We start from the raw sequence: 12,977 nt of genomic DNA on the forward strand, positions 1-12,977 counted from the left end.
CACGCAACTCGCTTCAGCGGCCAGCGCCGGCACAACAGCGCAGGCTGCATCCCTCACCGCACGAACAGCGAGCTCCTTGCACGCCTCACCGCGCAGGCGCGGCGTTCTTTGCATCCGCCTCCTTGGCGTTGTTTGGTTTGGCATTCTTCGGATCGGCGTTGCCTGCGACCGGCTGCGCTGCCGCGGCGCCAGCGCCCGGCTTGCCGGCCAGCATGCGGTCGCGCGCAGCCTTGAACGGATTGCCGGGATACCAGTTGGGCCAACGGTCGCCCGCGGCCACGTCCTTGCCGACGCCATACACCGCTTGCAGATCTTCCATGGTGCCGTCGAGCTTCCAGGTCGCCGCATCGTACTCATCGCCCGGCGCGTGATAGCGATTGCGGCCGTAATCCTGGGCGGCCGCACGTCCGGCTGCGGTGCCACCGTCGCGCAGGTCTTCGCCACCATCGGCATACAGCGCCGGCACGCCGGCCTTGGCGAAGTTGAAGTGGTCCGAGCGGAAGTACGAGCCGCTTTCCGGCGTGGCCTCGGCGTGCAGCGTGCGTCCCTGCATCGCGGCGATCGGTTTGAGGATGTCTTCCAGTTCCGAGCTACCCATGCCCACCACGGTGACATCGCGTGCGCGCCCGGCCACCGACATTGCGTCCAGGTTGATCACCGCAGCGATCTTGTCCAACGGGAAGCTCGGGTTGGCCACGTAGTACTTGGACCCGAGCAAGCCGGATTCTTCCAGCGTCACCGCCACGAACACCACCGAGCGCGCGGGCTTGGGGTCCTGATGCGCAAAGGCGTCGGCAATTTCCAGAATGCCGGCCACGCCGGTGGCGTTGTCCACTGCACCGTTGTAGATGTTGTCGCCGGTTTCGCCCGGATGCTTGCCCAGGTGATCCCAGTGCGCCATGTACAGCACCGCCTCATCGGCATGGCTGCTGCCGGGCAGCACACCGACCACGTTGCGCGAGGTCTTTTCGGCGATGCTGCTCTTCAGATCTACCGACCAATTGGCCTTCAACGGCACCGGCTTGAAGCCGCGCTTGCTGGCATCCTTGTAGGCCTGTGCCAGGTCCAGCCCGGCGTTGGCGAACAATTGCTTGGCGGTGTCGGCGCTGATCCAACCCTGTACCGGCAGGCGCGGGTCCGGGTCGTCCTTGGCCGGCAGATCGTATTGCGGGCCGGACCAGGAGTTTTTGACCACGTCCCAGCCGTAACTGGCGCCGGGCGTGTCGTGCACGATCAACGCCGCCGCTGCGCCCTTGCGTGCGGCCTCTTCGAATTTATAGGTCCAGCGCCCGTAATAGGTCATGCGCTTGCCGTCGAACAACTTGGCATCGCCGGTATGGAAGCCAGGGTCGTTGACGAACATCACCACCGTCTTGCCCTTCCAATCCTGGCCGGCGTAATCGTTCCATTGCTGCTCGGGCGCATCCACGCCGTAGCCGACAAATACCAGCTCGCTATTGTCCAGCTTGACCTCGGGTTGGCCGGTGCGCGTGCCCACCACGATGTCGGTGCCGAAGGCGAGGGTGCGGGTCTGCTCGCCGCTGCGCAGGCTGGGGGCGGTGGCCGCGTCGGCGGTGGTTTCCACCATCGGCACTTCCTGAAACCAGCTATCGCCATTGCCCGGCTGCAAGCCGATGCGCTGCATCTGGTCGCGGATATAGGTCACGGTCTTTTCTTCGCCGGGCGTACCCGGGCCGCGTCCTTCGAAGTCGTCCGAGGCCAGCGTCTTGACCAGCTCGGCAAAGTCGCCGGTGCTCAGCTCCGGCGAAAACGCGTGCCGGCTGACCGGTGCGCTGGGCGTGGCATCGGCCGGCGTTTGCGCCGCCGGTGCGGACGGCGCGTCGGTCGATTCGCGTTTGCAACCGGCCAGGGCCAGGGTCGCGGCCAGACACAACAGGATCTTGCGGGGCATCGGAACTCCTCGTGCAACGGAGTTCCGATCTTAGAACGTGCGCGTGGTGAGCGCGTCAGTCCTTGGGCGCCACGTCCGAATCAAAGCTGCGTGCGGTGGCACCCGTGACCGCGCCGATCTTGGCGGTGCGATGCACGTACAGATCCACATCGCGCTCGAAGTTGAGCGGCCCATCGACCACCGCCTTGGGGCCGATCACCACGCGCGGTTTGCGCGAGGGCTTGAAGGAAAAGCTGAAGTTCGGCTTGGTCACCTCGATACCGCCATGCACATGCGAGCCCACGCCAACGGTGATGTCGCCGTTGACCGTCTCGATGTCCTTGCCGAGCTCGGTTTCGACCAGGCCGATACTGCCGTTGACGGTTTCCACGCCACCGCTGACCTGGCTGCCGCGCTCGACCAACACGCTGCCGTTGACCGTTTCCAGGCCCCCGGAGACGGTGACCTTGCGGCCCAGCGAAATCGCGCCGTTGACCGTGGACACGCTACCGGTGCGGGCCCCATCGCCGATCGTGATACCGCCGTTGACGGTTTCCACATCCTGGGTCTGCGCACCGGCGCCGATCTCGATGGAGCCGTTGACCGTTTCCAGGCCGCCGTAGGTCTTGCCGGCCTCGGCGCTGATGCGGCCGTTGACCTTGCTGATGCCTTCTTCGGCCCAGGCGGTTGAGCAGGCCAGGGACAATGCCAGGAGGAGATACTGGAGCTTCATGCTGAACCTCGCGCGGTGGCGTCTGTCGTGGGCGTGGCGGCGATCACACCATGCTTGGCTACAATCGCGCACCTGCCTGAAGTCACTGGACCTTTCGTTGCCCCCTTCGCCTGCACCGCTGCCGCGTCTGCCGCTCGTCTCCGCCACCGGCGTCGGGCGCAGCTGGCTGGCCACGACCGCGTTGGTCTGCATGCTGCTCGGCAGCAGCGGCGCGGGCGCGCAGAACCAGCGCGAGACCGAGCGCAAACTGCAGCAGCTGCGCGATGAGCTCAAGACCATCAGCGCCGACCGGCGCGAGCTGGAAGGCAAGCGCGGCACCGCGGCGCAGCAACTGCGCCAGGCCGACGAAAAGGTCGCCAAGACCTCGCGCGCCCTGAGCGAAACCGAAGCGGCGATGCGCGCACAGGAACAGCATCTGTCCACGCTGCAACAGGACCGCGCGCAATTGCAGCGCGGCCTGCAGAACCAGCGCGTGCAGCTGGCCGCATTGTTGCGCGCCGCCGATCAGGTAGGCCGCAACGCGCCGTTGAAGGTGTTGCTGTCGCAGGACACGGTAGGCGATGCCAACCGCATGCTCGCCGATCACCGCTACGTGCAGAACGCACGCGCGCAGCGGATCCACGCGCTGACCACGCAGCTGGATGCGCTGACCAAGGTGGAACAGGACATCGCCACCCGGCGCCAGGCGCTGGATGCGGCGCGCGCGCAACAAAAGGCACAGGCGGCCACCTTGCAGAAGGACCGCTCGCAGCAGGCGGCTACCGTGGCGCAGCTGGACGATCGCTACAAACAACGTGCCGAGCGCGAAAAGGCGCTGGGCCAGGATGCCAAGTCGCTGGAGCAACTGCTCGCCAATCTGCGCGCAGCCGCGGCCAAGGCCGAAGCCGAACGCCGCGCGGCTGCAAAGCGCGCGGCCGCCGAAGCCGCCGCACAGGCCAAGCGCGGCAAGACCGATCGCCCGGAGCGTCCGGGCAAGACCCCGCCCAAGGTCGTCGCTACTGCGCCGGCGCCCAAGGTCGGTGGGCTCAGCTGGCCGGTGGCGGGCAACCTGCTGGCACGCTTCAACGCCACACTGCCCGACGGTCACACCAGCAAGGGCGTGCTGATCGGCGCGCCCAAGGGCAGCACGGTCACCGCGGTGGCCGACGGCACGGTGGTGTTTTCCGACTGGATGACCGGCTACGGCATGATCCTGATCGTGGACCACGGCAACGGCTACATGAGCCTGTACGCGCACAACGACACCTTGCTGCGCGATGCCGGTGCGGCGATCAAACGCGGCGAAGCGGTGGCCAAGGTCGGCAGTTCGGGCGGGCAGGGCGTGCCGGCGCTGTACTTCGAATTGCGGCGCAATGGGCAGCCGGTCGACCCATCGAGCTGGTTGCAACGGCGCTAGTCGCTGCGTGCGGAGAGCGGGTGCCGACACGGCGCATCGCGGAGCTCGCTGCCGTGCTCGCTGGGTGATCAGTGTTTGTGCGTCCTCGCAGCGCGCCGCGGTCACCGCTGCGGCCAGGCGCTGCTCACCAGCACGTGGCGGCGACATTGCAGCGCTGCAGCGCGTTTTGCCGTTGCGGCTTTGCCGGCCACCCCGGCAATGCTTTCATCGCGGCACCGTCCGGCTGCACATCGAAGCAGCGCATGGCGCCCCAGTTGGCGGTTGGCGGCCGGATGCGAGCAGACACCTGTGCGCTGCACGCTCGCCGCACTCGAGTTGCAGATGCCCGGCCGCCCCAATGCGTCACACATCCGTGCTTCGGTCGCCAGCTAGCTGGCCGCCACCGAACTGCCCACGCAACACACGCGTAATTCAACGCGGATTTACCGCTGCTTCGCGCATAATCCGGTCAGCTCCGTCGTGCGGAGCGTCTTATCTCTTTGTCGGAGTGCTTCATGCGCGTAGCCGTCCTGTCCGTTGCCCTGTCGCTGGCCTTGTTCGCGTCGCCTGGTTGGGCGCAGACCGCCCGTCCCGCCGCCGCCCAGGCCGCTGCGGACGATCCGGAAGCCAATGAAGCCGCTGTCTCCAAGGTACCGCTGGACGAAATCCGTCGCTTCGTGGCGGTGTACAACGCGGTCAAGCAGGCCTATGTCGACCCGGTCGAAGACAAGAAGCTGATGCACGCCGCAGTGCGCGGCCTGCTCTCTGACCTGGACCCGCACAGCACCTATTTCGACAAGGAAGATGCCGAAGCCTTCGACGAACAGGCCACCGGCGCCTATGACGGCATTGGCGTGGAGCTGCTGCAGCAACAGGACAACACGCTCAAGGTGATCGCGCCGATCGACGACACCCCGGCGGCGCGTGCCGGCATTCGCGCAGGCGATGTGATCGTGGCCATCGACGGCAAGCCGATCGACGCCAGCAAGGCGATGGAGCCGCTGCGCGGCGAATCCGGCAGCAAGGTCACCCTGACCATCGTGCGCGACAAGGCGCCCAAGCCGTTCGATGTGACCCTGCAGCGCCAGACCATTCGCGTGGCCAGCGTGCGCAGCAAGCTGCTGGAGCCGGGCTACGGCTACATCCGCATCAGCACCTTTCAGGCCGATACCGGCGCCGATTTCCAGAAGAACCTCAAGCAGCTGCAGGCCGGCGGGAAACTGCGCGGGCTGGTGCTGGATCTGCGCAGCAACCCGGGCGGTCTGCTGACCTCAGCGGTGCAGGTGGCCGACGATCTGCTCGACAAGGGCAACATCGTCAGCACCCGTGGGCGTATCTCGATCAGCGACGCCAAGTTCGATGCCACTCCGGGCGATCTGCTCGGCGGCGCACCGGTGGTGGTGCTGGTGGACGCCGGCTCGGCCAGCGCCTCCGAAGTGCTGGCCGGTGCGCTGCGCGACAACCAGCGCGCGCGCATCATCGGTAGCCGCACCTTCGGCAAGGGCTCGGTGCAGACCGTGCTGCCGCTGGACAACGGCGACTCGGTCAAGCTCACCACCGCGCGCTATTACACCCCCAGCGGCAAGTCGATCCAGGCCAGCGGCATCGTGCCGGAAGTGATGCTCACTCCCGAACCGCAGCCCGGCGATGCCGACGTGCCGGCCAGCCTAGCCGATTTCAGCGAAGCCACCTTGCCGGGCCATCTGCGCGGCGATGCCGAGGGCGAAGAGGGCTATAGCGCCGGCGATGTATTGCCTGGCGATGGCCCGATCACCGCAGCGCTGGCCGAGCTCAAGCAGCCCGGCTCGGCCGCCAAGGCGCAAGCCGCACTCAAGGCAAAAGCCCAGTCCGCACAGAAGGCGAGGGCGGCCACCAAGGCAGCCTCCGAGCCGAAGCCGGCAGCAGCGCATCCGGCGAGCACCGACAAGGCCAAGCCAACTGACCCAGCCAAGCCGGCAGCGCCAACGGAAAAAAACAAGCCAGCCACCCCGGCTGACCCGGCCAAGCCGGCAGCACCTGCCGACAAGCAGACACCTGCCGAACCGGCCGCGCCTACGGATAAGCCGGCACCGGTCGAACCGACCAAGTAAGCGCAGCGAACAGGGTGCGAGCGCGGGTCGGCCGGATGATGCCGGCGACGCGCTCGTCGTCCGCCGCACGCACGATGGTGCGCGCAGCGTGCCCGATCAAGTCTTGTCCATGCATTGCATGACGCGCGGTGCGTGCTGCGCGATGCGTGCTGCGTGCTGCGTGCTGCGTGCTGCGAATTTTAAGCCGCATCCCTCAGTGACTGCAGTGCAGTGACTCCAGTGCAAAGCACGCGCTGTGCGCGCTGTGTCTGCGACGAACGTCATTGTCTGAGTCAGTGACAGCACCGATCGCTCGCACGGCGCCGGACGCTGTTCGATACGGTAATCGCTATAGCGCAGGAAACTTCGCTGCGCACCACACCCAGATCTTCGCGGGTAAACGAAGGCCGCGTACGTGCGTCATTCAATCACCCGCTCGCTCAGACATGCGTTGATCGGGCGATCATCGCTCTGTGAGGATCGACTAGTCGCATGGATTGCCAGCGGCATGCAGCGCCGTGTCGGGCGCCGGTTTCAGTGCAGCTAACGAAGGGACTGTGCAGCCGCCATGCGGCCGGTGCTCGGTGCTCGGTGCGGCATGTACCACGCGTTCACTCCGGTTCCTCCGCGCCGTCCACGCCCACCTGACCACTGCTCGCTACGTTTTGTTAGCCGGGCTTCGTCCTACGCAATCCAGCGCCTTTTGCAAACCCCTCCATGCGTTCCCGTGCGCATCGCTGCGCCATTCGCGTGCATAGGTATTCGTGCATGCGTGTTTCGACTCACCACGCCAAACACGCGCTAGCGCGTCATCGCCAGCACTTCCGGATTGACCAGATTGCGCGGGGTGCCCGCAGCAAAGGCCAGCACATTATCGAAGGCTGCTTCGAAATACAGCGCGTAGCTGTCGCGTTCCACGTACCCCAGGTGCGGTGTGGCCAGCAGGCGCGGGTGCTGCAGGAGCGGGTCGCGCGGGTCCTGCACCGGCTCGCGCTCGAACACATCCACCGCCGCCTGCCCCGGCCGACCGGCATCCAGTGCGGCCAGCAATGCGCCGGGTGCGAGTAATTCGGCGCGGCTGGTGTTGACCAGCAAGGCATCGGGGCGCATGCGGCCCAGATCCTGCGCGGTCACCTGATGGCGCGTCTGCGCGGTGAGCCGGCGATGCAACGACAGCACATCGCTGCGCTCGAACAGCTCCTGGCGACTGGCCGCAATCGCGTACCCATCGCGCGCCGCCTGTGCGCACGATGCTTCGCCGCCCCAGACCAGCACCTGCATGCCGAACGCGCGCCCGAACCCGGCCACACGTTGACCGATGCGTCCATAACTCCAGATGCCCAGCGTGCGCCCACGCAGCGATCGGCCCAGACCGGGGTCGCCCACCGCCTGCCAGCGGCCCTGGTGCAACGCGCGCTGATACTCGGTCAGGCGGCGGCTGGCCGACAGGATCAGCGCCCAGGTCAGCTCGGCCGGCGCCACCGGCGAGCCGACGCCCTCAGCCACCGCCACCCCGAACTCGGTACACGCGGCCACATCCACATGCGTGCCTACGCGCCCGGTCTGGCTGATCAGCTTGAGCCGCGGCAGCCGCCGCAACAGCGTCGCATCCACGCGGGTGCGCTCGCGGATCAGCACCAGCGCATCGGCTTCGACCAGGCGCTCGGCCCATTCGTTGGGATCGGTGGCCAATGCACCGAGCACCTGCACATCGTGGCCCTGCAGCCGCTGCAGACAGGGCAGCTGACGCACTGCGCCCTGGTAATCGTCGGGCACCAGAATGCGCATCAACGTGGCTTGGTCGGCACCGGAAAGGCCACCACCTTGTCGCCGGTGGTGGCATCGCGGATCACCGACTGGCCTTTCTTTTCCACTTCTTCGATACGCACGATGCTCTGCATCGGCAGATGCAAGGTCTTGGTATTGCCGAACTCTTCGCGCAGGCGTTCTTCGGTGGGATCCACCACCAGGCCGTCGTGCACGTCGAACACCAGCTCGCCGATCTGGTTGAAGCCCCACAGATGGCTGCCGGTCACTTCGTGCGCGTAGAGCTCGTACACCTTGCCGTGATTGAGAAAGGTGACTTTGTACAAGGGCTTGGACATGCGCCGATTATAGGCGCGCCATCGCGATGGACGCAGCGTATGCGCGTTGACCCGCCACACGCACACGCGCAGCCACGCGCGCGCGTCCCCGGTGCATCGCTTGCCGCGCTAAAACCCGTGGCGCTTGCGCAACCGTCGCGCGATGGCCGCGCGCACATATAGCCCGTAGACGATGCCGAACAGGAAGCCGGCGATGTGCGCCGACCACGCCACCATGCCGAACGCTGGGCCGATGTAGGCGAACACCACCTGCAGCAGTGCCCAGGCACCGATCAGCAACGGTGCCGGCACGCGGATGAATTCCAGAAACAACCCCAGCGGCAGCACCACGCCCAGCTTGGCGCCGGGAAACAACGCCAGGTAGGTGCCGATCAACGCCGACACCGCGCCGGAGGCGCCGATGATCACCCGGTCCGGTGTGCCGATCGCAAAGATCGCCGCCAGGTTGGAGGCCGCCCCGCCCACCAGAAACAGCAGCAGCAAGCGCCACGGTCCCAGGATGCGCTCGGCCGGCAGCCCGAAGATCAGCAGGAACACCAGGTTGCCGAGCAGATGCGACCAATCGGCGTGCAGGAACAACGCCGTGAACAGCCGCAGCACGCTGCCATCGCGCAAGGTCGCCCACCAGTCGCCCAGATTGGAGACGCCACTGGACAGCGCGCCCCAGTCCAGCCACAGCGTATTGCGCGCTTCGCCCGGCCGGCTGATCGACCACAGATAGGCCAGCCACACCGTGGCGAACAACAGCGGCACCGCCCAGCGCGGGGTGGATTTCTTGCGGGAGGGGAGGGAAACGAACATCGGAGACGCACAATAGCCGGTCCACGGGCCTGAACCCAGCCCCAATCCAACCGCGTGTTCAGGACGCAAGTCGTTATTGTTCGGTTAATCGTGGTGGGTATACTGCGTACGGCGTCGTATGTCGGGGGGGGGTCTCCGGCGCGCTCCAGGCACTGGATTGGTGCTGGGCGCGGGCGCTGAACCGACCATTGCCGTCTTTATCCGGAGAGCTACAACTCATGTCTACCGCTTCCACTCTGAGCCGCGCCACCCTGCTGGCTGTTGGTATCGCTGGCGTTCTGGCCGTTGGCCAGGCGCACGGCGCCGCATTCCAGCTGAAGGAAAACAGCGCCAAGGGCCTCGGCCGCGCATTCGCAGGTTCGGGCAGCGCCCCGGACGACGCCTCGATCATCGTCAACAACCCGGCTGGCATGCGCCAGCTGGACGGTCGCCTGTTCCAGGCCGACGTCAGCGCCATCCACTTCTCGGCCAAGTTCAAGCCCGAGAGCGGCAACTACGCCAACGGCGCCCCGGTGTCCGGCGGCAACGGCGGCGACGCTGGCACCATCGCGCCGGTCCCGGCGATGTATTTCCACGTGCCGTTTGGCGAGAACAACAACATGCACCTGGGCACCTCGCTCACCGTGCCGTTCGGCTTCAAGACCGAATACGACCGTGACTGGGTGGGCCGCTACCACGGCACCAAGACCGAGCTGCAGGCGATCGACTTCAACGTCGCGTTCTCCTACGACGTGAACCCGTACGTGTCTTTCGGCGCCTCGGTGTTCGCCGAGCGTCTGGATATCGATCTGGCCAATGCGGTGGACTTCGGCAGCGTGCTGGCCGCGCGTCGCGTGCCGGGCTTTGCGCCGGGCAGCGCCGACGGCTACTCGCGCATCAAGGGCAACAGCACCGAAGTGGGCTTCACCCTCGGTGGCTTGTTCAGCATCGACGAGAACACCCACATCGGCTTCAGCTACCGCTCGGAAGTGGAGCACAAGATCACCGACGGTGATGCCGACTTCACCACGCCGGGTAATGCCGCTGCCGTGCTGGGCGTCGCCGCACCGGGCACCTTCATCGACACCAAGGGCCGCGCCACCGTCACGCTGCCCGCCAGCGCCACCGCCAGCTTCACGCACAACGTGAACGAGCAGTGGTCGATCATGGCCGACGTCACCCGCACCGCCTGGAGCAAGTTCGACCAGGTGACCGTGGACTTCGCATCCAATCAGCCCAACAGCGTGCTGGACTTCTCCTACCGCGACACCACCTTCGCCTCGATCGGTGCCGACTACCGCATGAGCGACACGCTGACCCTGCGTGGCGGCCTGGCCTACGACCAGACCCCGACCACCGCCGAGCACCGTGACGTGCGCGTGCCCGATGCCAGCCGCAAGTGGGTCTCGCTGGGTCTGAGCTGGCGTCCGTCGCAGCAGGCCGAATACAACTTCGGTTACACCCACCTGTTTGTCAGCGACCCGACCAGCGACACCCGCAGCGCCACCGGCGACCGCCTGGCGGGTAGCTACGATGTGCAGGGCAACATCCTGGCTGCTTCGATCAACTACAAGTTCTGATCGTCGCAAACCGTGTTGTGTGATGAAAAACCCCGCTTCGGCGGGGTTTTTCTTTGGTCGGCTGTGCGTTGGCATGGTGCGGGGGCACACTGGGCGGCTGGGCCGATAAGCTGCATCGACGGACGCGTCGCGCGGTGATCTTGCTGCTGGCCGTTCGGGGCTACGTCATCTCCGCAATCACAGCGCGATGCCGCCGACATAACAAAGCGACGGCGATCAGTGATGGGCGACATTCCGCCAACCCAGCACGGTGATCGAAGGCGCGCGGACTTCCGAACGTCAATGCATGAGGCTCGACGCATTGGAAATCCTTTGATCACGCTGCTTACCGAAGCGCGTTTACATTGCTATGGTCGTGTGCATGAGCCAACCCGACTTTATCCAGATCACCGACAACGCCGTGGCGGCCGCCGATTGCGCGGCGATTGTGCAGCGCATGCGTGACAGTCAGCAGCTGCATCCGGGCCGCATCGGTGGCGGCGTGTTTCCCGAACTCAAACACAGCCGCGATCTGCGCATCAGCGGTGTGGCCGAGTGGGCCGAAGTGGAAAGCCGCCTGCAACAGGCGGTGTTCGACGGCGTGCTGACCTATCTGCGCCAGTATCCGCAGGCGCTGATTTCGCCGTTGATGCTGCAGGTCACCACCGCCGACGGCACACCGCATCGGCTGGTGGCCGAGGACATCGCGCAGATGAGCGACCAGGCGCTGGGCGATCTGGCGCGCACCTGCCTGCGTCCGGGCGCGATTAATCTGCAGTGGTACACCGCCGACCAGGGCGGCTACCCGTATTGGCACTGCGAGCTGTATCCACGCGATGCCAGCGCCGACACGCTGCATCGGCACCTGCTGTGGACGCTGTACCTCAACGAAGACTTCGAACAAGGCGAAACCGAATTCCTGTTCCAGCAACGCAAGGCCCGCCCGCGCACCGGCAGCCTGTTGATCGCCCCGACTGCCTTCACCCACACCCACCGCGGCAACCGCCCGGTCGGTGGCGACAAATTCATCGCCACCAGCTGGATCCTGTTCCAATCGGCGCAGGCGCTTTACGGCGGGGAATAGGGAATAGGGAATAGGGAATAGGGAATCGCAACGGCAACGGCAACGGCGGCGCGTCGTTGCTGTTGCCTGGCGGCTTTCATTCCTATGGCTGATTGCTACTGCCAGAACAGCCGTCTGGAGTGACACGCGCTGCCGTAAGTGACGGCAGTACGTTCGATGCGATCAACCAGATCGCCCCAGACATCGCAAACGTTTCATATCAGCCAAGCGGAACTGATCGGTAGAAGCGCCACTGCCGTTACGAATCCCCAATCCCAACTCCCCAATCCCGGCAGCTAAAACAACTGCCCCTGCGGCGAGTCGGGCACCGGCTTGGCCGGCGGAGCGGGGCGGCGGAAGGCGCTGCAGTCCAGTGCCGGCATCGCGCGCGTCTCGAATCCTGCGCGGCGATGCGCGAGCGCAAAGCGGCGCGCCAGCAGGTCGGCATACACGCCTTGCCCACGGAAGCGGGTGCCGAAGGTGCTGTCGTAGTCCTTGCCGCCGCGTAGCTGCTGGATGGTGCTCATCACATGCGCGGCGCGCTGCGGGTGATGGGTCTGCAGCCAGTCGCGGAACAAGGGCGCCACTTCGTGCGGCAACCGCAGCAGCACATAGCCGGCACTGCTCGCGCCCGCGTCGGCAGCGGCCTGCAGAATCGCTTCCAGCTCATGGTCGTTGATCCACGGGATCACCGGCGCGGCCATCACGCCCACTGGCACGCCGGCCTCGTGCAAGGTGCGCATCGCGCGCAGGCGCGCATGCGGTGCGGAGGCGCGCGGCTCCAGCTTGGCCGACACCTGCGGGTCCAGCGTGGTCACCGAAAAATACACGTTGACCAAATTCTCGCGCGCCAACGGTGCAAGCAGATCCAGATCGCGTGTCACCAACGCATTCTTGGTGATCAGCGTGAACGGGTGCCGCGTTTCCCACAGTACTTCGATCAATTGCCGCGTCAGTGCGCGCTTGCGCTCGATCGGCTGATACGCATCGGTATTGATGCCCAGCGCGATCGGGCTGGGCACATAGCTTGGCCGCGCCAACTCACGCCGCAGCAGGTCCGGTGCGTTGGTCTTGGCGAACAGCTTGGTCTCGAAATCCAGCCCGGGCGACAGATTGAGATACGCGTGCGAGGGCCGCGCAAAGCAGTAGCTGCAGCCGTGCTCGCAGCCGCGATATGGGTTGACCGATTGCGAGAAGCCGATGTCCGGCGACTGGTTGCGGCTGATGATGCTGCGCGCGGTTTCCTCGGTGACCTGCGTGCGCAGGACGCCCGCAGCGAACTCCTCGCTGTCCTCCACGTGCCAGCCATCGTCCACCGCCTGCTCGGTGGTGACCTCGAACCGTCCGGGCAGATAACCGGTCGCACCCCGGCCCTTGATTGCGCTTGCCATTGACGCATCGT

At 66.0% G+C, this 12,977-nt stretch carries 10 protein-coding genes and 1 other RNA gene; 5 read left to right on the plus strand and 6 right to left on the minus strand.

From position 1 onward, the window contains the following. Positions 1 to 85 precede the first annotated feature (85 nt). On the minus strand, positions 86 to 1,912 hold the full coding sequence (locus ABQU90_RS19695) for a M28 family metallopeptidase (RefSeq protein WP_323520828.1): 1,827 nt from the start codon (positions 1,910 to 1,912) through the stop codon (positions 86 to 88). 55 nt (positions 1,913 to 1,967) lie between these two features. Continuing rightward, positions 1,968 to 2,624: a DUF4097 family beta strand repeat-containing protein gene (locus ABQU90_RS19700; RefSeq protein WP_323520827.1), complete on the minus strand. Its 657-nt coding sequence runs from the start codon at positions 2,622 to 2,624 to the stop codon at positions 1,968 to 1,970. A gap of 97 nt (positions 2,625 to 2,721) precedes the next feature. Here ABQU90_RS19700 and ABQU90_RS19705 point away from each other — a divergent pair, with 97 nt between their 5' ends. The 3 genes from ABQU90_RS19705 (at position 2,722) to ABQU90_RS19715 (ending at position 6,742) form a co-directional block, all read left to right on the plus strand. Then, positions 2,722 to 4,020 carry a murein hydrolase activator EnvC family protein gene (locus ABQU90_RS19705; RefSeq protein WP_323520826.1) on the plus strand — a complete coding sequence of 433 codons (1,299 nt, stop codon included), beginning with the start codon at positions 2,722 to 2,724 and terminating at the stop codon, positions 4,018 to 4,020. 494 nt (positions 4,021 to 4,514) lie between these two features. Continuing rightward, positions 4,515 to 6,089, plus strand: a complete 1,575-nt coding sequence (locus ABQU90_RS19710) for a S41 family peptidase (protein WP_323520825.1) — start codon at positions 4,515 to 4,517, stop codon at positions 6,087 to 6,089. Between the two features lie 577 nt (positions 6,090 to 6,666). Then, positions 6,667 to 6,742: non-coding RNA, sX9 sRNA (locus tag ABQU90_RS19715), on the plus strand. 127 nt (positions 6,743 to 6,869) lie between these two features. Here ABQU90_RS19715 and ABQU90_RS19720 read toward each other — a convergent pair. The 3 genes from ABQU90_RS19720 to ABQU90_RS19730 all read right to left on the minus strand — a co-directional run bounded on the left by ABQU90_RS19720 (position 6,870) and on the right by ABQU90_RS19730 (position 8,974). Next, positions 6,870 to 7,856, minus strand: a complete 987-nt coding sequence (locus tag ABQU90_RS19720) for a D-2-hydroxyacid dehydrogenase family protein (protein ID WP_323520824.1) — start codon at positions 7,854 to 7,856, stop codon at positions 6,870 to 6,872. Next, positions 7,856 to 8,173, minus strand: a complete 318-nt coding sequence (locus ABQU90_RS19725) for a DUF1820 family protein (RefSeq protein ID WP_055852962.1) — start codon at positions 8,171 to 8,173, stop codon at positions 7,856 to 7,858. The genes ABQU90_RS19720 and ABQU90_RS19725 overlap by 1 nt, the downstream gene beginning before the upstream one ends. Before the next feature lie 108 nt (positions 8,174 to 8,281). Beyond that, complete coding sequence (locus tag ABQU90_RS19730) at positions 8,282 to 8,974, minus strand: rhomboid family intramembrane serine protease (protein ID WP_323520823.1); 693 nt, start codon at positions 8,972 to 8,974, stop codon at positions 8,282 to 8,284. Positions 8,975 to 9,192: 218 nt separating this feature from the next. Here ABQU90_RS19730 and ABQU90_RS19735 point away from each other — a divergent pair, with 218 nt between their 5' ends. Beyond that, on the plus strand, positions 9,193 to 10,533 hold the full coding sequence (locus tag ABQU90_RS19735; RefSeq protein ID WP_323520822.1) for an outer membrane protein transport protein: 1,341 nt from the start codon (positions 9,193 to 9,195) through the stop codon (positions 10,531 to 10,533). A gap of 361 nt (positions 10,534 to 10,894) precedes the next feature. Then, positions 10,895 to 11,596 carry a 2OG-Fe(II) oxygenase family protein gene (locus ABQU90_RS19740; protein WP_055852961.1) on the plus strand — a complete coding sequence of 234 codons (702 nt, stop codon included), beginning with the start codon at positions 10,895 to 10,897 and terminating at the stop codon, positions 11,594 to 11,596. 275 nt (positions 11,597 to 11,871) lie between these two features. On the opposite strand, the gene ABQU90_RS19745 is transcribed toward ABQU90_RS19740, so the two are convergent. After that, entirely contained in the window at positions 11,872 to 12,966 is a 1,095-nt protein-coding gene (locus tag ABQU90_RS19745) for a PA0069 family radical SAM protein (protein WP_323520821.1), read from the minus strand. Between the last annotated feature and the right edge of the window lie 11 nt (positions 12,967 to 12,977).

This window comes from Xanthomonas sp. WHRI 10207 (genome assembly GCF_040202975.1).
Classification (GTDB): domain Bacteria; phylum Pseudomonadota; class Gammaproteobacteria; order Xanthomonadales; family Xanthomonadaceae; genus Xanthomonas.

Excerpts from the sequence above, each read along its gene's own strand:
- ABQU90_RS19695 (WP_323520828.1), bottom strand. The coding sequence starts at position 1,912 with ATGCCCCGCAAGATCCTGTTGTGTCTGGCCGCGACCCTGGCCCTGGCC.
- ABQU90_RS19700 (WP_323520827.1), bottom strand. The coding sequence starts at position 2,624 with ATGAAGCTCCAGTATCTCCTCCTGGCATTGTCCCTGGCCTGCTCAACC.
- ABQU90_RS19710 (WP_323520825.1), top strand. The coding sequence starts at position 4,515 with ATGCGCGTAGCCGTCCTGTCCGTTGCCCTGTCGCTGGCCTTGTTCGCG.
- ABQU90_RS19720 (WP_323520824.1), bottom strand. The coding sequence starts at position 7,856 with ATGCGCATTCTGGTGCCCGACGATTACCAGGGCGCAGTGCGTCAGCTG.
- ABQU90_RS19725 (WP_055852962.1), bottom strand. The coding sequence starts at position 8,173 with ATGTCCAAGCCCTTGTACAAAGTCACCTTTCTCAATCACGGCAAGGTG.
- ABQU90_RS19730 (WP_323520823.1), bottom strand. The coding sequence starts at position 8,974 with ATGTTCGTTTCCCTCCCCTCCCGCAAGAAATCCACCCCGCGCTGGGCG.
- ABQU90_RS19735 (WP_323520822.1), top strand. The coding sequence starts at position 9,193 with ATGTCTACCGCTTCCACTCTGAGCCGCGCCACCCTGCTGGCTGTTGGT.
- ABQU90_RS19740 (WP_055852961.1), top strand. The coding sequence starts at position 10,895 with ATGAGCCAACCCGACTTTATCCAGATCACCGACAACGCCGTGGCGGCC.
- ABQU90_RS19745 (WP_323520821.1), bottom strand. The coding sequence starts at position 12,966 with ATGGCAAGCGCAATCAAGGGCCGGGGTGCGACCGGTTATCTGCCCGGA.